The organism is Terriglobales bacterium (assembly GCA_035561515.1).
In the GTDB taxonomy this organism is placed as follows: Bacteria; Acidobacteriota; Terriglobia; order Terriglobales; family Acidobacteriaceae; genus DATMXP01.
The window spans coordinates 213,506-238,389 of the sequence record DATMXP010000018.1 but is presented as its reverse complement, the minus strand read 5'-3'; the positions used below and the strand labels follow the sequence as shown (position 1 = coordinate 238,389).

The window sequence follows — 24,884 nt, the reverse complement described above, 5'->3', positions numbered from 1 at the left end:
ATGCTATCAGATTACCCTGCCGCGCCGAGTGCCAGCGCAGTGCGCGAAAGCTTTGCCTGCACTTGTGACTCGATCCACTTGTACGTCGTGCTCAGGCCTTCTTCAAGACTAATTTGGGGAGCCCAGCCCAGAACACGTTGAAGTTGAGTGTTGTCCGAGTTTCGACCACGAACCCCCTGCGGACCGCTCACGTGTCTCTTGCGGATAGGTATTCCGGCGATGCTGGCAATGAGATCAGCAAGGTCGTTGATGCTTATCATGCGATCCTGGCCAAGGTTTAGAGGAGCGCTGTAGTCGGAATTAAAGAGCTTGTAGATACCGAGAACGCAGTCATCGATGTAGCAGAAGGAGCGTGTCTGCTCACCGTCTCCCCATATATCGATTTCATCTTTACCCTGCAGCTTTGCTGCCGCAATCTTCCTGCATAGGGCGGCCGGCGCCTTTTCACGGCCGCCTTCCCACGTGCCGAAAGGGCCAAAGATGTTATGGAAGCGAACAACGCGTGTTTCCAAACCAAAGTCCTCGAAGTAGTGCGCACACAATCGCTCGCTCACAAGCTTTTCCCAACCATAGGCGTCCTGCGGCTCAGCGGGGTAGGCGTCGCTCTCTTTTAGCGGAGGAACATCCGCGGTGAGCTGTCGGTACTCCGGATACACACATGCCGAGGACGTGTAAAGGTAACGTTGCACCTTGTTGATCCGTGCTGCTTCGATCGTATGCAGGTTGATGAGGGAGTTGTTACGTAGAATGCGCGCGTGGTTGAACGAAATATATCCCATACCCCCCATGTCCGCGGCCAACGCGTAAACATGCTCGACATCCCGGGTTGCCTGAAGGCAGTGTTCCCAATGACGAAGGTCTAACAGCAGAAATTCATCGGCATCGGTCGTATTGAATTCCGGCAGCTTGATGTCTACACCGCGAACCCAATATCCCCTCTGCTTGAGGAAACGTACGAGATGGCTACCAATGAAACCACCTGCTCCAGTGACTAGCACCCTGGTCCTATCCATATTGTTGTGTCTTCCTCTTCTGTAGAAGTTTGGGGACCTAAACGCCACGCGCAACTGCGAAGATCGTCCTGATGAGAATGCTGAAGTCGAGTGCCATGCTGCAGTGCTTGATGTAGTACAGATCGTGTTGGAGATTTTCGTGAATGGGAGATGAACGGTGATGACTGATCTGCCATAGTCCAGTAATGCCGGGCTTAATAGCCAGACGCATCCGCTGCTCAGCCGAGTAATGCTCGACTATGTAAGGCATCTCTGGCCGAGGGCCGACCAAGCTCATGTCGCCGCGAAGTACATTCCATAGTTGGGGCAATTCATCAACGCTAATTCGGCGTATCAGGCGGCCCACTCTGGTCAGTCGCGGATCGGAGCTCGTATTCGGCGACTGAGCGTAAGGTGAAACGTCCGCTTTCATACTGCGGAGTTTCCAGATTGTGAATGGTATGCCACCAAGTCCGATCCTGAACTGACGAAAGAAAACGGGACCTTTCGAGTCGAGTTTTATGGCCACCGCGAGGACTAGTAGGATTGGCAAGAGCAGGACCAGAAAAGCAAACGAGAGAAGGATGTCCGTCGCTCGTTTCCATGCCGGGGTCTCTTTTCTTTCAGTTGAGACAAAGGTCAACTGTTCCGTCGGTTTGGGAGCGGCCAAGGTGATGTTTGGTGTTGTCATCAGAGACGAAGTGCGACTGGTTTAGCTATGAAGCGAATTCTGCCTACTCGAAAGGTCCAGGCCGCGTTTGCCTTTAAATGCTTGCAGGGCCAGCGCGCACAAGAATCGTGGGTTATTGAACATGTAACGCTTCCAGAGACGCCGTGGATCTTGTGCCAGGCGATGCGCCCATTGCATTCCGCATTTCTTCAGCCAGTCTGGGCTGTCGTTGATTCGGCCCGTAAGGAAGTCGAATGCCGCACCGACGCCTATCATTAGCGTTGTGTCGAGGAACGGCAAAGATTCGCGCATGAACTGTTCTTGCTTTGGCGTACTCAGTCCCACCCAAATGATATCGGGCTTTAGCCGCCTCACCAGGGTCACAAGCTGCTGGAATTCTTCAGCGTTTAGCGGTCTGAATGGCGGAGTGTAAGTACCGACGATATCGACTCCGGAGACCCTCGTGCACAGGGAATGGCGCAAGGTCTCCGCCACACCCGTGTCACCGCCATAGAGGAAGTGCCGGGCGCCGTGCGACCGTAGAGAGGCACAGACACTCAGCATGAAGTCGGGGCCGAACACTCGGCCGATCTTACGAAACCCTTGGGTGCGTCCTATCCAGACGGTTGGCATTCCATCAGGAACTACCAGCATGGCCTCATTCAGTACCCCAGCGAATCGAGGATCACGCCGAGCTTCCATGATGCCGTGAACGCCAGTAACGCAAACGTAGCCGCGTTTGCGCGAAATCACTGAATCCATGACAAACGCTGTAGCTGTGGCCAGGTTCACCTCGTGAACGCCGATTCCCAGAATGTCAGCTCGCCGCATCTTTAACAGAGCTGCACAAATTCAGAGAGCGGGTACGCCTAAGTGCCCGTCGATATATGTCAACGATGGAATAGCGATACAGATTGGCAGCATTAACTTCATGACTCCGGCACCGATTCGACTGTCGCTAACACTTCGGCACGCCTAACGGCGTAGCTGCTCTCAGTCGCAGCCAGCAACGGCAGCGCGGCAGTGAGACCCCAGAAAGTGAAGCCGAACGGGCTGTTGTCGAGGTCACCACCGACGAAGCCCATGATCAGCACAGCGGCGAACAGCGACAGACTTGTAAACGTGATTGAGTCACAGTGCCTTCGCAGAAGGCGAAACGAATGCTGGCTGGAGCGGAACATCATTATGAAAAACATGGCGAGTGACAAGAGGCCGCCGCTTACATACACGTCCATCAAGATGGAATGGCCGGATCCAAGCATAGGGTTGTATTCAAGTCCAATCGATCGCGGGCCCGCCAGGTAGCCGAAGCCGGTAAGGGGAGCTTCTTGAACCACCGCATCTGTCATGTATTGCCAGAGTCCAACACGATTGCTGAGGGTATAAATATCTTCTGGCTTGCGGTAGTTTTGCAGTTCCTGAAGCGCGCCCAATGACAACGCCAGCGCTGCGGAAACCCCGATCAGACGAATCCAGCGAATATGCCGAACGCGGGGGCGCAAAACCAGTGCCAAGCACACGACAAAGGCAACCGCTATCCATGCAACTCTGGTGAGACTTGCCATCAGCATCCATGACGAGAGAAGAAGGAGTGTTACGAAGCGCCAGCGTGGAATTCGCAAGTTGGTGCAAAGCAGGAGAACCAGCGAGAATCCCGCAACGGGCCCTGCCTCAGTAATCGCAGTTCCGCGCAGCCTGAGAGCATTTGTTTCGGAGAATTCGTAGACGAGTTCCGGAGCAGCCAACGCGAATACACCAATACACGACGTCAGCAGCAAGTTTCCGATCAGCAGTCGCTTGAAGAACTGCTCCATACCGTGTCTATCCAGGAAGAGGATGCTGAACAAAAACGACACCGCAATTTGATAGACCTTGAAGGCCGTTACCGGAGGCGCTATAGACGTCAACGTGCTAATCGCCAAGGTCGAGATGAAAAGCCACGGTGCCAAGTACCGTTGAAGCACCCCCGTGCTGCTCCGCTGCTGTATCATTTTCATGCACAGCCAGAGACCAGCTGCGACCCAGATCATCACCTGTATCACCAGAGCGATATCAAGTTCCCCATAGAGCGAAGCATCTGCTTCACGGATCCGAAACTTTGGTGGACCTGTAAACAGGAGAAGGAAGTAGATCTCCTCTGGCCAGCTGATACTAGAAGGATGTCCCACTAAGATTGTCGGCTCAAGACGAACTCGCCCAAGGCATAACGTTGCAGCATCACCGGATGGTTGAACGCGTTGTGCAGCGTAGTCTCGTACCAGGGGCCGTGAGGGTTCTTTAGAAGGAATCGCGAACGCACAATCACGAGGCCTTCCAGCAGCATGGGCAGCCTCTCCGAACCGTAGACTCGGTGCCAAGGTGCATGGATCGCATCCAGTCCGATCGGAATCGTCAGAAAAACGATGCCATCCTTGGAAAGTAGCGACCGCACTTTCTTCATGGCCCGGAGGTCCGCGTTAGTGTCTTCATCTGATCGGTACCTGCCGGATAAACCAAAGTGCTCGATTGCTGAACAAGCCACCACAACGTCGAAGCCCGGTACCAATCCAACCTGGTTGAAGTCCCCACGTATAAACGTGAACCCGCTAATTTCGCGAGCGATGCGTGCATCGAAGTCGACTGCCGTAACATCATAGCCGCGGGCCAGCATCGCTGGTATAACCGGCGACTCACCGCATCCGATCTCCAATGCTCGTTTCGGCCCTTCCGGCAGGTTGACGCAGATCCAACCCCAGTCGAGAATCTTCTCCCCTTCTAAGTCGAAGCCACCCCGCGGTGGACGAGGCTCTCCTCTGAGCCACGCACGAACTCCGAACCTCTGATCAAGGCCATGAGCAAGCTGACCCATAGTTCGTCCTAATGAGGTAGCGAATGTCATACCTGAGAAATGGCTGAACTTGAAATCAGCGGGCTCTGTGATGGTCGCGATTCGTTCGAGAACACGCGGCCCAGACGACTGAACATGGTCCAGGTGACTGGGCCGTAGAAGAGTCGTCCGATCGGCGCTCCTAGGAGCCCAACAATTGGAACGCAAATAAGGGTGGCCAACATCGCGATCACGGTAGCTGCAAGGTTCAGCAGGGTGAGATAGCGAACCTGGCCACTAGCGAGCAGGATGTAGTGCGGTGCGATATTCACCGACACAAGGCCAAATCCGACAGACACAACACACAGGGCGGTCCATGCTTGGTCAGCAAATGTCTTGCCCATCCAGAACACCAGCAGTGGCTTACTGATGATGAGCAGGGCCGTCGTAAGTACCGCGCTTGCGGCGAAATTGAGAATTACAAGAGACCTTAAGGTGGACAGTTGCTTGTCGCCTGTCTTCGAAGCAAGATTGGAACTTGCCCAGGGAAATACGACGTTCAGGCCCGAAGCGAGTATTCCGTGAATAGGCTGTGCGATCTGCACGCAGATGCTATACAAAGCCAGGTGCTCAATTCCGAGAAATCCCGCTATTACCATACGGTCGCCGTAATTGAACGCAATCCCTGTCACTACCTGTAGCCAACTGTATGCCCCGAAGTGCCACTGCTCGCGCAAGAGTTTCCGATCGAAAGACGGGAGGACTGTCAATCCGCTGATTGCGCCTCGGGCAGCACACATGTGGACCGCCAGTGAAACAACACCAACGATGATCGAAACGGCCATCATGGAAACGATGGTGAAACCCAAGCCAGCCAGAAGAACAGAAGCGAGTACAACCACGGTGCGCGAGATTACGCTAATTCGCACGGCAACGTCGTACCGTTGATACGCTCGTAGACTGGCGGCAAATACGCACTCGAGCGATCTGACCAATACAACAATTCCGCCTAAGCGAAGTCCGGCGACCGCATGCGTCGACAACGTTGAATCAATTCGGAAGAGATACCGAACTGAAACCGGTGCTACCGCAATGATGACGAGCCCCAACACACAGCCAAACAGCAGGTTCAAAGTGAGCGAACAGCGTATGGAACCGACAACTTTCTCCCAGTCCTCCCGTCCCTTATAGGTTGCAACATATTTAATCGCAGCGGTTCCGAATCCAGCGGATATCGCTCCCGCGCTTCCTACGATAGCCATGATCAACATCCACAGTCCGTATTGCGCGGCTCCGAGTGTATGCAACAAAAAGGGAGCTGCCCAAAACATGATCAAAGGCTGTGAAAGATAATCGGCGACTCCGTACGCGCCATTCGCAACGCCATCCCGTATCCCATTCGTCGCGATCACTTCCCTGATTCTGACTCTCATCGGCGAATGCGAATCCTCTGCAAATCGGATTTCAGGCCCGACCAAAGATAGATTCCCATCAGCTTTCTGGGATCTTCCAGGCTCATGTTGCTGTACTGACGTCGTGCGATTAGCAGAGTGCCGGTGACCACTACACTCGATATCGAACTCAGCAGAATGATCAGGAGGCGTGGTGGAAACGATTTCTTCTCCGGCCAACTGGGTGGATCGACGACGCGAACCACCGGAATCGCTTTTGCCTCCTCGATCCGCGCTAGTTCGTACTGCTGCGTAAGAAGTTCAAAAACAGTTTCCTGAACGCGAACATTCCTATAGAGATCTGCCCATTTGACGCCCAGTGCCGGCAATTGTCTTAGAGGCGGATACAGCGCGCCTGCGGGAACTCCCTGCTCAGCCTCAGCATTCCCGCCAAGCTTTTCCAACTGCCTTTGAAGTTCAGCTACACGTGCCCGCACTGCTCGTACGCGCACGTTCGCATCCCCGTAAAATTGCTGCAATGATTGCAGTTCCGACTTGGCGACAATCAACTCACCCTGCAGTTTTGCGCCGGCTTCCACCATTGCACGCGTCTGTTCCTTGATATCGAGAGTGGAGTTCTTACTCGAGAATTGGCTCAACTCCTGTTGCGATCGCGATAGCTCTTCCCGTACATTCGCGAGCCTTTGCTCGATAAACTCCCGCTCTCGTCGCGCGACCGAGGTGTTGACGGTCGCAACAAGCTTGTCCAACTCCTCGACATACGCTCGCGCCATCTGCTGCGCCCTTGCGCGGTCGGTATCAGTGACGATTACGCGAATGACACCACTCTTCCGGTCCTCGTCGATGTCAGTTCGCCTTGACAGCTTCTTGAGCGCGTCTTCCCGGTAGCGTTTCCCGTACACGCGCTGAAGGTCGAAACGTTCGATTATGTGCTCTCGAACCGTGTCGCTCTGTAGGAGATCGACAAATACTGCCCCAGTATTCCGAATTCCAAGTAGCGTCCCCGCTAGCGCTCCCATCCCACTGGGTACCGCACGTGACGAGAGCGCGGCGAGCATGGCCGCGGTCCCCGCTTGCTGCTCCGGAGGCATAAGGCGGACCTTCGATTCGTATTGCTTTGGTATTAAGAATGCTAATAACGTGCTCCCCGCCATAGCGATGACGAGCGCTCGGACTAGTAGTCCTCGGTTGTCCCATAACAGCAATACTCTATCGACCCAGGCCGCGCGGCTTTGGGCTCGCTCTAACAGCGTGGTGACATGAATGGTTTCTCGAGTGGGCGCTGTTGATTGTGAGGACGACATTCTAGAGGGACGAAGCGATTCGGGCCGTGATCGAAACGGACGACAGGAACTGGGCGGTGTTCAGCAGACTCTGCCAGACAGTGGACCCGCCCAGAATGCGTTGCGGGACAACAAGCACGTCTCCTGGTTCCATGCGATAGCCGAGCACATCGACGTCTGATCCTGAATTTCTGGCGAGTACCGTGCCGTTTGCACGCACAACGAAAATCTGTTTCTTATGGGCTAGCTCGGTTGCTCCGCCAGCCTGGTGCAAGTACCACTTCGCGTTCTTTCCGGGCGAATACGTGACGGCTGAAGGATTGCTTACTTGTCCGCTTATCAAGACGAACGTAGGACGCTTCGGAATGGTTATGTCGTCGCCAGGGCGGAGTTCCACATCGGCAGGTGTATTTTCCCAAGATGTGACATCTCTTGTGATGTTGATAACAAGGCGTCCGCTGGCGGGCTGGCTTCGCAGCTTTTGGAGAACCTGCTCCTGTTGTTGACTGATGAGTTGAAGCTGGCCTGCCTGCTCCTGAAGCGACGTCGTTGGAAGCGGCTTCGCGCTGGCTGACGCCGCCTCAATTTGCCGGATGAGTTCCAACTTCCCTCTTTCCTGCAATTCACGAACCTGCACCCGCTGGAGTACGGCACCGGTAGGATAGGCAGCTGTACGAAAGCCCCCGGCACGGTGGATCACGGAACTCAACCGTTCACCGTCTTGTATGCCGTAAGAACCCGGGTATTGCACTTCGCCATTCAGCGTTATCGACGCTCCAATCTCGCTCCAGCCTGCGATCTGGTAAATCGTGACGATGTCACCAGGCTTTAGCGGAATATCCGCATCGGAGTTTTCAAGAGCGCGTCCCACAGCGAAAGGCACATGCCGGACAGCCACCTTTCTGTCATCCTTCAGGTCATAGCTCGCGATGTCCGCCTTCTCTCTCAGGGCACTTCGCTTGAAACCGCCGGCGGCGCGGATGAGGGCTGCGGCTGTCATGCCCCTTACCATCGGATATTCTCCAGGACGAACTACCTCGCCGCGCACTGCCACTTTCGGGGCGTCAACTTCATAACGCCCGAAGATGCGGATGGTATCGAACGGCTGAAGTTCAATTGATTCATTTCCTATCATCGCGTCGCGCAGGCTGAACTGGATCGTGGTGGGATGGAAGTCGGGAGGAACGAGTCGGACAATCTCTGCATGGTCCGAAGGTTCGGGTAAGAGGTCTTGATAGGACCGGATGACATCGTTGATGCTCATACCGTCGCGAAATGATTGCCTGCCAGGACGGAAGACATGACCGTCCAAATAGATCGTTCTCTCACTGTATGCGAGCACCGGCGCAATGGAGATGATGTCGCCGTCCTGCGCCATGAAATTGCCTAACGTTTGACGCATCGCGATTGGATCTGCATTTGGTGGAACCGTAAGGCTGAGGTTCACACGACGTTCCGACGCTTCGATTCGCTCGATGCGAATGTCCTGCAGTGAAGCCCCGACTCGCAAGCCACCTGCAAGGTCGACTATTTGATCCAGCGATCGGTCCTTGTCTCTAATCTCATAAATCGCAGGCCTCTTCACCATCCCCGATATCGTCACCTGCATTCCCGCTGGCGGAACTAGGATTGTGTCTCCGGCCTCGAGTCTCGCCACGTCACCCCGGACACCACGTATCGTGAGATCATAAAGATCAATTTCCTTGATAAGCCGATCTCCACGCATATGGCGAACGACTCGCAGCGAGCCCACTGCCGTCGGACCGCCCGCAGCAAACAGCGCGTTCAGCGGAGTGGAAAGGGAGCTAACGTCGTAGGCTCCTGGACGCTGCACATCGCCAACGACATACACCCGCACGGACTTCACCCGAGCAAGCGACACGCTCACACGCGCGTTACGAAATTGCGGTTCTAGTTTCTGTTGAATCAGTTTTTCAGCCGATTGCAGGGTCACTCCCACCACATCCACGGGACCGGCTTCCGGGAGCGTCAGCTTTCCTTCGCGATCAACTGTTCTAGCGATAGTTTGCGAAACGCCGCCCCAGATGCTGATCGCGATTGAATCGCCCGGACCCAGGACGTAATCAGGCCCTGCCGGAAGATCCATTGAGGTTGACGGTTGGAAAGTATCGCGCAGGAAGAGCTCGGATCCAAACCTCCGGAGTTTCGCATGTTGCTCCGGAATCTGCGTATATAGGTCGCGCAACGCAATCAGGTTGTAAGGACTCTCGCGTCGGAGAACCTGGGGTTCTAAGTCTGACTCACGCTGGGCTCTTGGCTCTTTGATCTTTGAACTCAGCTTGATCGCACGTTGAGCCGGGGTAGGTCGTGGTACATCATCAGCTGAAAGGGGCTCACTATCTGGCGCATCCGACTGCAATCGCTCGGAACGAATGAACTCGCTTGGTGCGGTGCGTGCCCTGGGAACGTCAGTCGTCGCCAGATCATCTGATAGTGGTTGTAACTCAGCCTTAGAAACATAGCCACGGGCCGCCAGCCATGTGGAGATAGTAGAACGTAGCGTCGAGTCCGAGCCGATCCGTCTGAACAACTCTTCGTCCGTGATGTCCGCCACTTGAATGTTCACGCCTTGCTTGGCGAACTTCTCTGCTGCCAGAGCCTTCAGTTCTACCAACACGTCTGGGCGCTCGTTGAGTACTTCGATGATTCTCGTAGCAGAAAGAGTGAGCCTTTGGACTCGGTCTTCATTTGAGCCCAGCGGCTTGTCTTTCTGTGAGTCGGATTGTGCCCAGCCAAAAGATGCGATCAGGATGCAAACTACAACTATGTGAACGAAGTTGGCGCGTTTCATGGCGTGCCTCACTTGCTTTGACTGCGTGTGGTTCAGCAACTTAAGGAAGGATTGGTTCAATGTCTGTTGCACTAACTTCCACGACGATGGAGCGCATGATCAACTCGATGTTTAGGACGACTCCGACTCCGGCCTTACGTCGGACAAGAACGCCTTCCATTCCAAACAATGGGCCCGCGACAATTCTCGCCCGATCGCCGATATTCAGGAAGACGTGCGGCTCAGCCCTGAATTCTTCGATGGCGGTTCTTAGCCTCATAATCTCGGCATTCGAGATTGGCGTCGGACGATGCAGTGAAGCTGCAAAACCGAGTACACCGGGCGTCTGCAGCACCCGAAGACGATCCTCGGGACCGAGTTGAGCGAAAACGTACCCTGGGAAGAAGGGCAGTTCAACATCAGCGGTTACCCCGTTCTTCCATCGGTGACGACACCGCCGAAGTGGCAGATAGGAAGAGAGCGACTTCATTCGCAATTTTTCCGCAACTAGCTTCTCGTGCCGAGGGCGCGTTTGCACAGCCAGCCAATCGGATCGCACTGCCGGCGCATTATCGACTTCTGCCATATAGCTTCGCCCTGTCACTTAGGTACTTGTGACCTGCCCATAGGACCGGGTTGTTCAACAACAACATGACCCTTAACTAATCAGCTACTTTGATGGACTCGCTCAAACATCGATTAACCTGAACACTTGGGCGCTTCGCCTGCCATTTCCGCAAGTGCCATGCCGTCCGGATTCCCTGTTGGATATGAAACCGGGCTCTGAACAGTACGTACCTTAATTCCGCGAGTGTCCTTGCAGAGGCCGACTCTTTGCCGAATGCTGCCCCTTGCGGGATTACTTTTGGCGGTTTACGCAGCGGCAGTAGCTTTGCGCGGCGGAGACGCTTCCACGCACCCGTGTCTTGGCCTAGTTCACGCTCAAGAATCAGATAGAACTTCGTTCCAGGAAACTCGGCATGCAAGATGTGCGGCGTATAGTCTTCACACCAGCGGCGAACTCCGGGGTTCAGGTATCGGCAGAACCATTCCGTCAATTCAGGCGGTGCGAACTCTCCCCACGCTCTTGTCGCCGCTTCGAGAGCACAGCCTACCGCGGTCCTCAAGTCATCACGATCTGCCACGGCGGTTGTGACACGGCTCCACAAATCCTCGTCATTCCGACGGCCGGCTACGAAATTTCTGAACTCCAGCAGCCAGGACGCTCGAGTCCATTCACTGCGAATGTGTCCGAATAAATGAGCCGCTTGCGCAATGAATAGGTCTACATCGCTGAGGGATGGTATGACGAAACCTTTAACGGAACGAAGTACGGTTCTGTCAATCAAGTACGGCGTGATCTCAGGCCCGTATGCTCCACGCACACTGAAGTGCAGCTCCACCGTCGATTGCCGTTGAGGCCGATAAAGGTCCGGCAGACCTGGAAGCCGACTGGAACCTCGCTTGAACTGCCAGACCTCCGTAGTGTGGTCGGTAAGCTCGAATCTAAGACGTCGAAGTGCGTGTCTGCAGATTTGCGCGTCAATCTCAGGGACCAGGAAATCGAGATCGAGTTGATAACGAAGAGTTGCATCCGGACAGTAGTCAGGAATGAGCGTAAAGCCCTTCATCACTACAAATGGGATCGCACGCTCCTGCAGGAGATTAGTCAGACTTTCCAGTTCCTGCAGTTGTACAGCCGCTCGCTTGGCACTTCCCTTACGCTTACTCTCAAGTTTGTTCAGCACTTGAGGAGGAATGCATGAGGTCGCATGAAGGTTCTCAAGACGATTCAGAAAATAGAGCGCCAGCCCACTTGCATCGAGCCAGAATTCCGTGCGCGACCACTCTCGCGCCGGGAATTGACGCAAGGGCGCTGGATCGCAAAAAGCATCGTCCCGGAATACGTTGAGAATCCCCGCCGCAAGCTGATGATTCACTGCGCACCGGCTTTCTGCGGTTGAACTTGGCCGGGCTCGGGCTGGGAACATTCACCGGTATAGATGCAGGGCTCTCCCAGGCTTCCAGGCTTCGGCAGATTACGGATGTAGGCTACTATCGACCAGATCTCGTCGTCATTTAGGATCCCTTTGGACGCCGGCATTCCTGACGGTGAGAGTCCGTTTTCGATGATCCACTTGAGTTGACCGTCTGTGTATGACTGCACTTCCTTGGAAGTGAGGTTAGGCACTGGCGGGGACATTCGGTCCGCGAAAGGAACTCCAGTGTTCTGGCCATCCAATCCATGACACACCATGCAATAGCTGGAAAATGCCTCCTTGCCGGACTCGATTGTTTGCGGGTTCGCCTGCAGCGGATTCCTGGCGTCCTTGTTGCCAACAAACAGCAAGCGTTTCGCCCGTGTCATCAAGGCGGTCTCGACCTTTCCCGGCGCTGATGCGCGGCATGCGACCGCCACCACCACCAGCAAAATAAGGAACGCGAGTTGTAGAATGCGAAACACTGTTAATCCGTAACGTGAAGCGTCAACTTCATTTGGCCATGACCCGACCCGCAAAAATGACTGCATTGTCCGACGAACGTGCCCGCCTGGGTCGGCGTTAGTGTCAGTTCCGCTGTTCTTCCCTTAGGGATCTCTGTCTGCGCTTCGAGCTCTTTGAACTTGAGTCCATGTGCAACGTCGAGGCTGCGGACAACCAGGGTCACCGTCTCACCCCGCTTAATAGTGATTTCCGCCGGAGAGTATTCAAACCTTTTCGCGGTGATCTCAATTTTCCGTGCCTCTGCGGCAGCGAGTCCCGAGTTCATCAATGCGATCAATACCATTACTGCAAAGATTCTTTTAACGTATGGCCGTTTCCCCATCACCTTTATCGATCCTTATGGTCGGATGTAATCCAAAATCAACTTTTCTGTTTCCTGGCTCAAGGATGCCCTCACGCGCATGTGCTTCAGCACAGTCGCCGCGGCACGCGGAGACAGTTGCTGGGGTGCGTCGTGACACCGACTACAGTGCACATGGAAGAGCCGCTCTCCTTCGTCTGCCGCGTCTGGCGCTTGCTTTTGCCGTGCAGAGCCATTCGGCGCCGAAGTGCTGGTAGTTTTGCCGCCCACGGTCGAGTCTTGGGCCGACACCATCACCGCGAACGCGATGGCACCCAAAAGCAGTACGAATATTGCGACATTGCTTTTCATTTCTTTGATCCCAATGGAATAGGCACCAAGAATCGGTATGTAATGGCGACGTTCCAAATGTTTCTGTCTCCCAGCGGGGTAAACTGCCGCGAATAGCTACCGTTCACTCGCAGCGTGGGCGTGATGTAGTAATTCACGCCAAAGTCCGCCTGCTGTGCGCCCTCTCTGGGCAGAGAGTCTCCCACTCGCTGGTCTCGTCGGATGAACTGCTGCATTCTGAAGAGCGGTTCAACACCACTGAAATATGCCGTGCTCGCAGGTTTACCGAAACGATAAGCCGTTTCGATCCAATAACCGTGACCTGATGGTGAGTGTGCGAACTCGCTTTTGAAATGAAATGCCGACTGCGGGGGGTGCCACCAAAGATGTGCTCCAAAGATGTTTGTATCGTTTTCGTCCAGAGCCCCGGGCGTAACCGTATCTCCTGTTAGAGTCGCTTGCAGATATCGTTCGTAGGACCCTCCGATTTCCAGACCCGGCTTGGGAAGGAACAAACTAGTACGCAACCCCGCACTGCGTCCCGCCTTGAATTGCTCCACGTTACTTGACGCCGAGAAGTATCCGGCATAATCCACTTGCCAATCTCGACGCGCTACCACATTACCTCTGATCATTGCCCCGTTGCTCGAACCGGTGGTTCGGGTCCCTATCGGGAAAATGATTGGTGCGTCCTGGAAGTTTCGGATCCAGATCGGCGTCAGCCGCTCGTTGTATACGCCGAAGGGTGTGAGGAATTTACCCGCGGTCAATGTCAGATGAGAGTTAGCGATAACGCTGACCTGCAGATATTCGAGACTTCCGAAGAACTGGTGAGAGTACGATCCGTTTGCAGGCCAAAACAGGAACTCGCGAATGTCGCCTCGGCTCTCAATAAGAACCCGCTCTCCGATTGGCACCACTGCAACCGGTGCAAGAATAGGCTGAACGAACTTTGAGCCCGAGCTTGTTGTTCCTACCATGCCGGCGCCGCCGGAGATAACAATCGAATCCTGTGCTATCGCGAGCGAACCCGCTACAAAAAGGCAGGCCAACAACAGAGTCGGCCACATTCGTGTTGTCTCGATGAAACGCATGTTGTCTTTCGGAAACATGCGCGATGTTACGAGCCGTTGACGAACGGCATGTCACGGTCGAGTCACTGTTTTGTCATTTTTGTGTAAACATGATCGTGAGGCTTGCTACGCCGGAAACGAGTTCTATTACGTGACGCACGACCCGCTGCATGTCGGTACCTCGGGCGAGAAAACCAACGATCCGCTTCTGAGAAGAATCTTCACAGAGGAATGATCCATTGCCAAGACGCACATAAATTCCGCCAGTCGTGATTAGTCGTGCCCCATGGTTCTCGACTGCATTCACGTCATAATCTACTGCGATTCGACATTGATATGCGGCTTCTTCTGATTTCACTTCGGTAAACGTCGCCATGAAATTGCTCGTCAACTCCGGCGAGTTCGTGTGTATTCTCACGACGGTAGTTCCAATTCTCACGGTACTGACAAGCTCACAGTCAACGAAACGTCTGAGGGGATCAAAAAGGGGCGTTGTTTGGATCACCGCAACACCTCCTTGCAGATGGTTAATTGATCAATTAGGCCGCGAGCTCCGTCTCGCGGGGATCCTCCGTATCGGAATACATATCCGGGGAGGTCAGCAACACGTCGAAGAATAGTTTCGCGAGTCTCCGCTACCGCCATTAGTTCCTCGGGAAGCCGCTCAATACTCGATGTGAAATAGGCGAGCACTTGCTCGCGCTCTAGCGGTTCGAGATCAACACTAGACCCCGGCGTTCGCTCCACGAACACAATGTGCTTCGGATAGCACGTGTCCTCATACGAAAAGCCCAGATCGCAGCTGCAGACTTCAAATGCTAGTTCGCCATTCAGTGAAGTCTCCGGTGACCGTCCACGCAATTCCGGAAAGTAACGATCACTACCAGGTAGTAGCTTGATCGGCGCTCGCAAGCCATGCGCTACTAGGCCATCGGCGGCATGTGTAACATACGTCCAGTCATCCGAGATGAATCCTAATCCTTCACGAGCCAATGCTACCGCCAGAGTGGACTTTCCACTCCCCGACTGTCCCGCCAGCAACAGGCCAGTGCTGTTGTGAATTAAACAAGCAGAATGAACCGGTATCACTCCGACCGTTGGCCCCAGCACGCCCATGCAGATAGGCACAAATAACTTGTTCCAGAAATTGATGTCGGTAGCCAGCTGTTCCTTCACAATCCCATCTATTCGACGACGCAGCAGATCGATAACGAACACGTCGTCTGGACCGAACTCCATAAACACCAAGTGTGCCATGCCGCGAAAATAGGGCGTCGCATATTTCGACCTCGCGCCGGTTCGAACTGCCACATTGATGCTGAACGCTGCATCGGGCTGTTGCAGGAACTTCCTCGTGCGAAAGCTTCGCAGAACACTTTCCGAATTCGTCGATACTCGAACCGCAACTCCGGCTACGCAGACCCATGTCCGCAACTCAAGAGCAGCTTCGTCAACCACAAATGTTTCCATCTGCCACCAGGGCAACAGCGTATCGAAAACTTGGCATAACGAAACGGTCGCGCAAGAAAATGACAATTCCGTGACAAATCAGTGACAACCGGACCCACTCGGGACGCCTATATTCCGCGACGTGGGTGCGCGTTCAAAAAAGGTCGTCTTCTTCTTCCCTCAATTCGCGAGCACCGAAGCCACAGCCCCCTTGGGGATTTTGGCGGTTGCAACTCCGCTGCTTCGGGCCGGATACGAAGTCTGTCTTATCGATTCGACCATCACGCCGAATTTTCAGAAACGAGTCCTTGAAGAGGTGAAAGACGCTATATGTCTCGGAATCTCACTCGTGACGGGACCGATGATTCGCGACACCGTTGAGATCGCAAGCGCCGTGAAGAAGTGGAACCCTGATTTCCCGATTGTTCTCGGAGGCTGGCATCCGTCTCTGTTGCCGCGGCAAACGCTTGAGGCTCCATTCATTGACGTTGTCGTGCGCGGCCAAGGTGAAGACGCGATGCTTGAGGTGGTGCGCCATATCGAAAGTCGCTCCGCAATGGATCTCATCAGCGGTATTGGCGTCAAGCGTGATGGCAAACTGATGTTCACGCAGGAACGTCCGCTGAAACCCATTGCCAGTCTGCCTCCCAAAGCTTACCAACTGGCCGATTTCGATGCCTACGAGAAGAGTTGCGGGCGTCGCTGGGCCATGTACATCTCTAGCTTGGCGTGTCCCTTTAACTGCTCGTATTGCACGAATGCCGGAGTCTATGGACGCAAGTGGAATGCGCTATCGCCAGAACAGTTCGTTGAAGAAACAGTTGATCTCGCCTCTCGTTACAACCTCGAGTTGCTCTGGATCGTTGACGACAATTTTCTCGTTGACCTCGATCGTGCGCGGCTGATTGGCGAAGGCTTGGTTCGTGCGGGTGCACGTTTTAAGTGGAGCATTCAGGCAACGACCAATTTAACGGCACGGCTCTCCCTTGAAGACCTGCGTCTTCTCCGGCGTAGTGGACTGCACCAGATTTGCCAGGGCGTCGATTCGGGCTCCGAAAAGATTCTCAGGGCGATGAATAAAGAGTTCCAGGACTTCGACTCGATCTACGAGAGTGCGTCTCGGTGTATAGAGGCGGACATACGACCGTCGTTCAACATCATCTTTGCCTACCCAGGCGAAGGCTCGAAAGAACGCCGCGAGACCGTGGACTTCATGATGGACGTCTGCCGGCGGTTCCCAGGCGCGGAGTTCTGGACGAACATCTTCACCCCCTATCCCGGATCGCCAATTATGGAACACGCTTCGGAGCTTGGCATCCAGGTCCCCAGCACTCTTGAAGGATGGGCCGACTTCTTTCCCCGTTATACCGTTTTGCCCTGGCTCAACGGGCGAGAGCATCGCCGCCTGCAGGTCATGCGGGACTATCTACGCATTGCCTTTGACCGCATACCGATTGCAGCCGATTCACGCGATCGATTTACTCGGCGGGTTCAGAAATGTATTTCCATTCCCGCCCGCTGGCGTCTCGATCACGATTTCTACTCCGCGCCAGTGGAATTATGGGTCAACAACAAGCTTAAGCAGCGCACCGCCTCCTTTAGGCCAGCAGTGGATGCAAAGCGACTTGAACCACGCACTTCCGAGGCCGCCTGCTGATGACGCGCTCAACACCCAAGGTCGTCTTGTTCTATCCGCCATACGACGGCCCACCGCTGAGCGCTCCTCTTTGCTTACTTACGCTCGCGTCGTCGTTACGAAAAGCCGGCTTCCAACCCGTGATTATCGATGCGGCCATAGATTCGAACTACAGAGCCAGCTGTCTGCGAGAAGCAAAGGATGCCATATGCGTTGGGATTTCAGTCCTTACCGGGCCGATGATTCTTGGCGCCATTGAAATTGCCAATTCGCTAAGGTCACATCTACCGCATGTTCCAATTGCCTTCGGTGGATGGCATCCCAGTCTTTTGCCTGAACAGACATTACGCGAGCCATTCGTAGACTTCATCGTTCGCGGACAGGGCGAAATCACTCTCGTCGAGCTTGCTTCCGCACTTCGTGATCACGCTGAGACGTCAGGTATTGCCGGATTGTCATGGAAGTCTGGGTCGGAGATCGTCCACAACCCTTCGCGTCGCGTGGAACTCCTGGATTCGCTCCCGACTCCGGCTTTCGATCTCGCGCAGGTAGACGCTTACGAGCGTGTCACTGGTATTCGCAAACTTGCTTATGCCACGAGCGTGGGATGTCCGTATGCGTGCAACTACTGCACCGACATGGTCTTCTACAAGCGACGGTTCAACGCTCTGTCTGCCGGACGGGTTGTTGAAGAGATGATCGGCTTGGCAGAGCGTTACCGGCTTCAGGAAATCGCACTTCTGGATTCCAACTTCCCCGTCGATGTTCGTCGCGCTATCGCAATTGCCAGGGGAATCCATGATTCCAGCGTGCGCTTCCGGTGGACCTTTCAAGCTTCGACGGACTTTCTCTGCCGCATGAGTGACGACGACGCCCGCCTGCTTGGCAAGAGCGGCGTTTCGCACATGGGCTTCGGCACTGAATCCACATCCGCTCCCGTTCTGAAGCTCATGAACAAGCGTCATCAACGCGTGGACGAGATGTACGAGACGGCGCGCAAGGCTGAGCTCGGCGGTATTCACGTCACGTTCAACCTGATCTTCGGATATCCCGGCGAAACTGAATCCGATCGCCTCGAGACGTTCCGAACTATGAGCGACATTGCTGGACATTTCTGGAACGTCAGTTTTTCTCCGAACATTTTCACACCGTATCCCGGAATTCCAATCTGGCCTGAGCTGAGAGAACTGGGCGTGCACGAACCGCAGTCGCTACGCGAGTGGGCTGATATGCCACTCGGGACGAACGTGCTGCCCTGGCTGCGCGGCGAGGATCTGTCGCGATTACGCCGCGTTCTCGCGTACTTCCTGCTGAACAACCAGATACGTAAGGCCACCAGGACTTTCCCCCTTCTCCAGCGGAGCGCCCGAAAGTTTCTGGCAGCGCCAGTTCGCTGGAGGCTTCGCGCAAATCGATTTTCCTTTCCTTGGGAGCTTTGGATAGCGCGCTCTACTGAGAAACTCGTGACTCGCCGATCGCTGTTGACCGGCGAAACACTGCGCACGCAAGACGTCTGTTGAATTTCGAGGTGATGCTTGATCGACGTGCTGCTTACACATTCTTACCACCTCCTCTACGACCGTAAGCAGGTGCGCAAGATGCAGCCCTATCCCCCTCTTGGGACTCTATTCGCCGCCTCGGTGTTACGCCAAAAGGGCCTATCCGTCGCGCTTTTCGACACCATGCTGCGTGATCCTGTATCGGAGTTCCCCGATGTTCTGGGTGCGTGCCGTCCCAAGATCGTAGCCATCTATGAAGATGACTTTAACTTCCTCACGAAGATGTGCCTTAGCCGCATGCGTGAACTTGCGTGGCAGATGGCTGCTCTTGCGCGGGAGGCCGGTGCGGTCGTCGTGTGCCACGGCTCTGACGCTACCGATCACGCGGCAGACTATCTTCAACACAGCGTCGACTATGTGCTGTTTGGGGAATCCGAATACGCTCTTGCAGACTTATGCCGTAAGCTTTCGCGCGGCACTGCTGGCGCTATCCCAGGAGTAGTTCAGGCGGAATCATCGATACTTTCCACCCGCGTGTCTCACAACGTTGGCGATTTCACCGCTCTTCCCTCACCGGCCTGGGATCTTGTTGATATCAAGTCATACCGGGAGGCCTGGAGAACCGCTCACGGCTATTTCTCCTTGAATTTGGTCAGCAGTCGTGGTTGCCCGTATCGCTGCAATTGGTGCGCCAAGCCAATCTCCGGCGATAAGTTCCGGCTTCGTGCGCCGGCCACTGTTGCCGACGAAATGTTACGCCTGAAGCGCGATTGCAGTGCGGAGCATTTCTGGTTTGCGGACGATGTGTTTGCGCTCAGCCACACTTGGACCACTGAATTTGCCAATGAGGTACAAAGTCGTGAATGTCAGGTCGCCTTCAAGATCCAATCTCGCGCAGACCTCATGAGTGAACGAACCGTCGCCGATCTGAAGCGAGCAGGGTGCTCCGAGGTTTGGATGGGCGTGGAATCCGGCTCTCAGAAGGTGCTTGATGCCATGGACAAGGGTCTGCATGTTCAACAGATCATCGACGCTCGAAACCGCCTGAAGAGCGCCGATATCCGAGCCTGCTACTTCCTGCAGTTTGGATATCCCGGCGAAGAATGGGAAGACATCCAAAAGACGATATCGCTCGTACGAAGCACGCGCCCCGACGATATCGGCGTTTCGCTCTCCTATCCGTTGCCCAACACTGGTTTCTATAACCGCGTTCGCGATGAACTTGGCCACAAGAGAAATTGGCGAGATAGCGACGACCTCTGCGTCATATTCAAGGGTGCTTACACGGACTCGTTCTACCGTGCCATTCGCGACGCCCTTCATGCCGAAGTCGAAAGCTGGACCGCTGGCGTTACGACCGGACTTTCCGTATCCGACATATGGAAGTCCGTTGAAAGCATGGAGCCATTTAGCCGTAACTCAGACGCAACGCTGGCACACTCGTCCGCACGATCGTCCATTGTTCCTTTAGCGCAACTTGCATTCAACGGAAAGGGAGCATGACGTGGACCTCCTTCTGACGCACGGCTACTTCCTGAACGAGGACGCGAAAGAGCTTCAGATCATGAAGCCCTACGCGCCCTTGGGAATCCTGTACCTCTGTTCTCATCTACGCCAAAAAGGATTTGATGTGGAGGTATTCGACTCCACCTTTTCAACCCGAGAAGAACTCTACAAAGTACTCCGCACAGAAACGCCTGCCATCCTGGGAATCTACGCGAACCTAATGACGCGAAAGCACGTCGTGGAGATACTTCGGGCGGCGCGTGAACTTGGCTGGATTTGCGTGGTCGGCGGGCCGGAGCCAGGCGCGTATCCGAAAGAATACTTGGAGTGCGGCGCGCATATCGTGGTCAACGGCGAAGGCGAAGTCACCATGGAGGAACTGCTTCCAATTCTTCTGCGACGCGACTTTGAGTCTCTGCGCCACATTGCCGGCATCGCGTTTCTCGATGAGGGCGAAGCCGTCCGGATTACCGGACCTCGGGCTCAGCTTCGCGACCTCGACGCACAACCATTGCCGGCGCGTGGCGACATTGCCATGAGCAAGTATCTATCTGCATGGCGCACCGCCCACGGCAAGAGCTCTGTTTCTCTGATCACTGCGCGTGGGTGCCCTTACCGCTGTCGCTGGTGCAGTCACCAGGTTTATGGCCAGACCCACAGGCGACGTAATCCCGTTCTTGTCGTGGACGAAATTGAATGCCTAATTTCCGAATATCAGCCTGACATGATGTGGATCGCCGACGACGTCTTTACTATCCATCACGCCTGGCTTCGAACCTACGCCAGCGAGATGCGTCAGCGGAATCTGCACATTCCTTTCGAGTGCATCACCCGTGCCGACCGGATGAATTCAGAGGTCGCCGAACTCATGGCCACGCTTGGCTGTTTCCGCATTTGGATCGGCTCAGAAAGCGGATCTCAACGCGTCCTCGATGCTATGCAGCGGGACGTGACAACATCCGAAGTTCAAACGGCCGTTGAACTCTGCCGCGAACGCGGCATTCAGACGGGCATGTTTCTGATGTGGGGTTACGAAGGCGAGGATCTTTCAGACATCGAAGCAACTCTCGAGCACCTGAAGCGCACGGACCCGGACATATTCTTCACCACCGTCGCTTACCCGATCAAAGGCACGCCTTACTACGAGGAAGTGAAAGATAGGCTCACCCAAGTCAAGCCCTGGGCCGAGACGAGCGATCGGGAGATCACTCTTCGGGGGCGACATCCTCGATCCTATTACGAAACAGCCGACTCCCTCTTGCGTGACGAAATGGCACTGCAACGTGCATCGCGAGTCGCTGAAACATCTCCAGAGTTCGCCCACGATCTCGAAGCCAGGATCAACTCCGCCCGGCGATTTCTCCGTGATGCGCAACGCGAGGCACAAGGATGATGACACTGAGCACCTTTACCGCGTCAGGTCGCGCCTTCGATGCAATCGCTTACGAATACGACACTCTATTCACGTATTCGGTAGTTGGGACGGCGCAGCGAGAATCCGTTTGGGCCGTGCTCTCACAGGTTTTCAAGCCTGGGGATCGCGTTCTCGAACTGAACTGCGGTACGGGCGAAGACGCTCTGTTTCTCGCTCACAGAGAGATACACGTTCTGGCCTGCGATGCTTCCAAGTCGATGATTGACGTTGCGTCGCGTAAGTCGAGTAATGTGCGCACGCGTGGATCGATTCAGTTTCTGTGTCTCCCAACCGAGAATATTGCGAACCTGGTTAACCAGCGATTTGACGGTGTGCTGTCGAACTTCTCAGGGCTGAACTGCGTGCAAGACATTGCCGCACTCGCTGCCACTCTATGCAAAGTTGTGAAAGTTGGATCGAAAATGGTGCTCTGTGTATCTTCGCGTATTTGCGCGTGGGAGCTCCTATATTACGGTGTTCGCTTCGATGCTAAGCGCGCGTTTCGTAGGCTATCCGGCAGGGTAGTAAAGTCCTTCGACGGGCAGCAATTCACAGTCACCTACCCGACGCTGGCCAAAATGAGAGAAGCGTTCAGCCCCTGGTTCCGAGTTCGAAGCATTAGTGCCGTCGGCCTTTGTATTCCGCCCTCTTACCTCGAACACTGGGCACGATCACATCCAAAAACACTCCAGATGCTTAAGGCTCTCGATCGACAACTCGCTACCCTGCCGCTCTTTCGCGTCCTTGGCGATCACGTCTTGGTGGTCTTCGAGAAGGTGACCCGATGAGTGCAACCGTACGAATCAACATCCCCGTTGCGGGCACCGGACTGGCCCTGCGCTGCCCGAGATGCGAGCACTCGCTTTACCGCGTAAGCGGTACACGTGCCGTCTGCTCCCATTGCAACCTGAGCATCCCGTGTGAAAACGGAATCTGGAGAGGCATTCTTCCCGAAAGGGCCGGGCATTTCGAGCAGTTCATCAGGGAGTATGAGTTTGTTCGGTCCAAGGAAGGCCGCGGCAGCTCTGATGCCGCTTATTACCTTAATCTTCCTTACTCCGACCATACCGACCGGAATGCAGCTCAGTGGAAGATTCGTGGAACAACATTTCGCTACATTGAAGATCGCATTCTTCCTGCAATCATTCGTAGGAAAGGCCACTCGCCCAGCATCCTTGATCTAGGCGCAGGAAACTGCTGGCTCAGCTACCGACTCCTTATTCGCGGCTACCGCCCTGTCGCGGTCGACTTGTTGACGAACGAAGCCGATGGTCTCGGAGCCGCCACATTCTTTCGAGGATCCGTTCCCGAACTTTTCCCTCGGTTTCAGGCAGAACTGGATCGCTTGCCGTTTGCAGATAACCAGTTCGATATGGCCATATTTAACGCGTCATTCCACTACTCCGAAGATTTCGCCCGAACTCTGGGCGAAAGTATTCGGTGTCTCCGACCTGGTGGATCCGTCATCATCGCTGACACTGCCTGGTACTCCAACCCCGATAGCGGCCTCCGGATGGTGGCGGAACGCCGACAGGCCTTTCGCCGCGAATACGGATTCGCATCCGACTCTTTGTGCAGCTTGGAGTTTATGACAGATGCCCGACTGACAGCACTTGAACGCGAATTCGGCATACGCTGGCAGATATACAGGCCGTTCTATGGGTGGCGCTGGCACCTTCGGCCTCTCCTGGCAAAGCTTAGAGGAACCCGGGAGCCCTCACGTTTCCGCATCTACGTCGCGGAGGTTCGGAAGTGATCTTGCTTTTCAATCCCAGGGCGACGCGTCCGCGGAACTGTCGCCTACCGCTTTCGATCCTGGCTCTCGGGGCCGTACTCGAAGGCCGCGAAGACTACGTAATCATTGACGGTAACCTCGACGACCATGCGGTGAACAGTCTGCTTTCTGTTATCGAAAAGGACCACATTGAGCTACTCGGGGTAACCGTGATGCCCGGTCCGCAGATGGTCGCCGCGATGGAAGCCAGTCGCGAAATTCGACTCCGCCATCCGAAGCTGCCAATTGTTTGGGGTGGATACTTCCCTTCTATCTATCCGGATGCCGCGCTGAATGCAAAGTACGTCGACTACGTTGTGCGTGGACAAGGCGAAGAGACTCTGCTCGAATTGATAAGCGCGCTTCGTGGAAACCGCAGCCTCGACACCGTTGCAGGCCTTTCCTACAAGGATATGTTCGGTTTGCATCGCCACAACTGCGAGCGCCTGATGAAGGGCCCCGATGCCTTCCCTCGCACCCCCTTTTACCGTGTTCTCGTTGAGCGGTACCTGCGGCCGTCATTCTTCGGAAAACGCACGGCGGTGCATCACGCCAGTATTGGGTGCCCATTCAGATGCAGCTTCTGCGGCGTTCATGCCGCATACGGGACGCGCGAGTTAATGGAATCACCCGCGCGGACCGCCTCCACACTCGAACATCTTAAGGAACGCTACGGCGCCGACTCGGTCCAGTTCTACGACATGAATTTCTTTTTGGCCGAGTCGCATACCCGCGAACTCGCCGATCGCATGACTCTGCTCAATCTTCGCTGGTGGTGCGAAGCACGTATCGACATTATGTGCCGGTACTCCGATGATACCTTTCAGAAACTTCGCGCCGCAGGATGCACCATGATTTTCTTTGGTGCCGAATCCGGCTCTGACTGGGCGCTGAAGGAAATGAAAAAAGGAATCACGACTGCGCAGACGCTCGAACTCGCGGCCAGAATCCGTCAATTCGGCATAATTCCCGAATTCTCATTTGTGATCGGTAACCCGAGAGACCCGGAACGCGATACCACCGAAACGCTTCACTTCATCCGCAAAATAAAACACATAAATCCGGAATCAGAAATCATCATCTATCACTACACTCCTGTACCGCAGCGCGATTCGATGTACGGCAAGATTGACGGCCAGATTTCTTTCCCAGCCACGCCGGAAGAGTGGGCGACCAAGCGCTGGATGGACTTCACGCTTCGAATAGACCCGAACACGCCATGGTTAACGAAAGCGACCAAGGACCTCATTGACAACTTTGAAACCGTCATCAATGCGCGTTGGCCGACGGTGCAGGATATCCGTGCTCCTCGTTGGAGCCGAGTTCTTCTCAAGACTCTGAGTGCATGGCGCTACAAAACAGAAACCTACGCATTCCCCAAGGAACTTGAGTGGGCACACCAGTTCATCGAGTTGCGAAAGCCCAAGCGGGAGAGCCTGTAGCC

23 protein-coding genes are annotated in these 24,884 nt (G+C 54.9%); 7 read left to right on the top strand and 16 right to left on the bottom strand.

The genetic code is table 11. From position 1 onward, the window contains the following. Positions 1 to 11 precede the first annotated feature (11 nt). From VN577_07720 to VN577_07645, 16 genes are all read right to left on the bottom strand, one after another. Complete coding sequence (locus VN577_07720) at positions 12 to 1,013, bottom strand: NAD-dependent epimerase/dehydratase family protein (protein ID HWR14702.1); 1,002 nt, start codon at positions 1,011 to 1,013, stop codon at positions 12 to 14. A 37-nt stretch (positions 1,014 to 1,050) separates the two neighbouring features. Then, complete coding sequence (locus VN577_07715; protein ID HWR14701.1) at positions 1,051 to 1,683, bottom strand: sugar transferase; 633 nt, start codon at positions 1,681 to 1,683, stop codon at positions 1,051 to 1,053. 21 nt (positions 1,684 to 1,704) lie between these two features. Further along, complete coding sequence (locus VN577_07710; protein HWR14700.1) at positions 1,705 to 2,493, bottom strand: WecB/TagA/CpsF family glycosyltransferase; 789 nt, start codon at positions 2,491 to 2,493, stop codon at positions 1,705 to 1,707. Between the two features lie 98 nt (positions 2,494 to 2,591). Beyond that, positions 2,592 to 3,626, bottom strand: a complete 1,035-nt coding sequence (locus tag VN577_07705; protein ID HWR14699.1) for an O-antigen ligase family protein — start codon at positions 3,624 to 3,626, stop codon at positions 2,592 to 2,594. A 203-nt stretch (positions 3,627 to 3,829) separates the two neighbouring features. Next, positions 3,830 to 4,510, bottom strand: a complete 681-nt coding sequence (locus VN577_07700; GenBank protein HWR14698.1) for a DUF268 domain-containing protein — start codon at positions 4,508 to 4,510, stop codon at positions 3,830 to 3,832. 26 nt (positions 4,511 to 4,536) lie between these two features. Next, a complete protein-coding gene (locus VN577_07695) occupies positions 4,537 to 5,901 on the bottom strand; it encodes an oligosaccharide flippase family protein (protein HWR14697.1) in 1,365 nt (454 codons plus the stop codon). Next, a complete protein-coding gene (locus VN577_07690; protein HWR14696.1) occupies positions 5,898 to 6,971 on the bottom strand; it encodes a GNVR domain-containing protein in 1,074 nt (357 codons plus the stop codon). Before VN577_07690 ends, VN577_07695 begins: the two co-directional genes overlap by 4 nt. Positions 6,972 to 7,185: 214 nt before the next feature. After that, complete coding sequence (locus tag VN577_07685; GenBank protein HWR14695.1) at positions 7,186 to 9,975, bottom strand: SLBB domain-containing protein; 2,790 nt, start codon at positions 9,973 to 9,975, stop codon at positions 7,186 to 7,188. Between the two features lie 40 nt (positions 9,976 to 10,015). Beyond that, positions 10,016 to 10,540 (bottom strand): transcription termination/antitermination NusG family protein, encoded by a 525-nt coding sequence (locus tag VN577_07680; protein HWR14694.1) that lies wholly within the window; start codon positions 10,538 to 10,540, stop codon positions 10,016 to 10,018. Between the two features lie 76 nt (positions 10,541 to 10,616). Beyond that, on the bottom strand, positions 10,617 to 11,894 hold the full coding sequence (locus tag VN577_07675) for a nucleotidyltransferase family protein (GenBank protein ID HWR14693.1): 1,278 nt from the start codon (positions 11,892 to 11,894) through the stop codon (positions 10,617 to 10,619). After that, a complete protein-coding gene (locus tag VN577_07670; protein HWR14692.1) occupies positions 11,891 to 12,418 on the bottom strand; it encodes a cytochrome c in 528 nt (175 codons plus the stop codon). The genes VN577_07675 and VN577_07670 overlap by 4 nt, the downstream gene beginning before the upstream one ends. Before the next feature lie 2 nt (positions 12,419 to 12,420). Further along, positions 12,421 to 12,741, bottom strand: a complete 321-nt coding sequence (locus VN577_07665) for a cupredoxin domain-containing protein (protein ID HWR14691.1) — start codon at positions 12,739 to 12,741, stop codon at positions 12,421 to 12,423. A gap of 54 nt (positions 12,742 to 12,795) precedes the next feature. Beyond that, entirely contained in the window at positions 12,796 to 13,110 is a 315-nt protein-coding gene (locus tag VN577_07660; GenBank protein ID HWR14690.1) for a hypothetical protein, read from the bottom strand. After that, positions 13,107 to 14,183 (bottom strand): hypothetical protein, encoded by a 1,077-nt coding sequence (locus tag VN577_07655; GenBank protein ID HWR14689.1) that lies wholly within the window; start codon positions 14,181 to 14,183, stop codon positions 13,107 to 13,109. The genes VN577_07660 and VN577_07655 overlap by 4 nt, the downstream gene beginning before the upstream one ends. A gap of 73 nt (positions 14,184 to 14,256) precedes the next feature. Then, the gene (locus VN577_07650; protein HWR14688.1) at positions 14,257 to 14,538 is read right to left on the bottom strand and encodes a hypothetical protein; all 282 of its coding nucleotides are present in this window, start codon (positions 14,536 to 14,538) and stop codon (positions 14,257 to 14,259) included. Positions 14,539 to 14,663: 125 nt separating this feature from the next. After that, positions 14,664 to 15,632 carry a hypothetical protein gene (locus VN577_07645; GenBank protein HWR14687.1) on the bottom strand — a complete coding sequence of 323 codons (969 nt, stop codon included), beginning with the start codon at positions 15,630 to 15,632 and terminating at the stop codon, positions 14,664 to 14,666. A 121-nt stretch (positions 15,633 to 15,753) separates the two neighbouring features. Here VN577_07645 and VN577_07640 point away from each other — a divergent pair, with 121 nt between their 5' ends. Genes VN577_07640 through VN577_07610 form a run of 7 tightly spaced genes read left to right on the top strand, consistent with a single transcriptional unit; the run spans position 15,754 to position 24,882 of the window. After that, positions 15,754 to 17,268 (top strand): radical SAM protein, encoded by a 1,515-nt coding sequence (locus tag VN577_07640; protein ID HWR14686.1) that lies wholly within the window; start codon positions 15,754 to 15,756, stop codon positions 17,266 to 17,268. Further along, positions 17,268 to 18,767, top strand: a complete 1,500-nt coding sequence (locus VN577_07635) for a radical SAM protein (GenBank protein ID HWR14685.1) — start codon at positions 17,268 to 17,270, stop codon at positions 18,765 to 18,767. The genes VN577_07640 and VN577_07635 overlap by 1 nt, the downstream gene beginning before the upstream one ends. 24 nt (positions 18,768 to 18,791) lie before the next feature. Then, on the top strand, positions 18,792 to 20,249 hold the full coding sequence (locus VN577_07630) for a radical SAM protein (protein HWR14684.1): 1,458 nt from the start codon (positions 18,792 to 18,794) through the stop codon (positions 20,247 to 20,249). A gap of 1 nt (position 20,250) precedes the next feature. Beyond that, positions 20,251 to 21,645, top strand: coding sequence for a radical SAM protein (locus tag VN577_07625; protein ID HWR14683.1), 1,395 nt, complete (start codon positions 20,251 to 20,253; stop codon positions 21,643 to 21,645). After that, complete coding sequence (locus tag VN577_07620; protein ID HWR14682.1) at positions 21,642 to 22,454, top strand: methyltransferase domain-containing protein; 813 nt, start codon at positions 21,642 to 21,644, stop codon at positions 22,452 to 22,454. The genes VN577_07625 and VN577_07620 overlap by 4 nt, the downstream gene beginning before the upstream one ends. Continuing rightward, a complete protein-coding gene (locus VN577_07615) occupies positions 22,451 to 23,422 on the top strand; it encodes a class I SAM-dependent methyltransferase (protein ID HWR14681.1) in 972 nt (323 codons plus the stop codon). The genes VN577_07620 and VN577_07615 overlap by 4 nt, the downstream gene beginning before the upstream one ends. After that, positions 23,419 to 24,882: a radical SAM protein gene (locus VN577_07610; protein HWR14680.1), complete on the top strand. Its 1,464-nt coding sequence runs from the start codon at positions 23,419 to 23,421 to the stop codon at positions 24,880 to 24,882. Before VN577_07615 ends, VN577_07610 begins: the two co-directional genes overlap by 4 nt. Positions 24,883 to 24,884 lie beyond the last annotated feature (2 nt).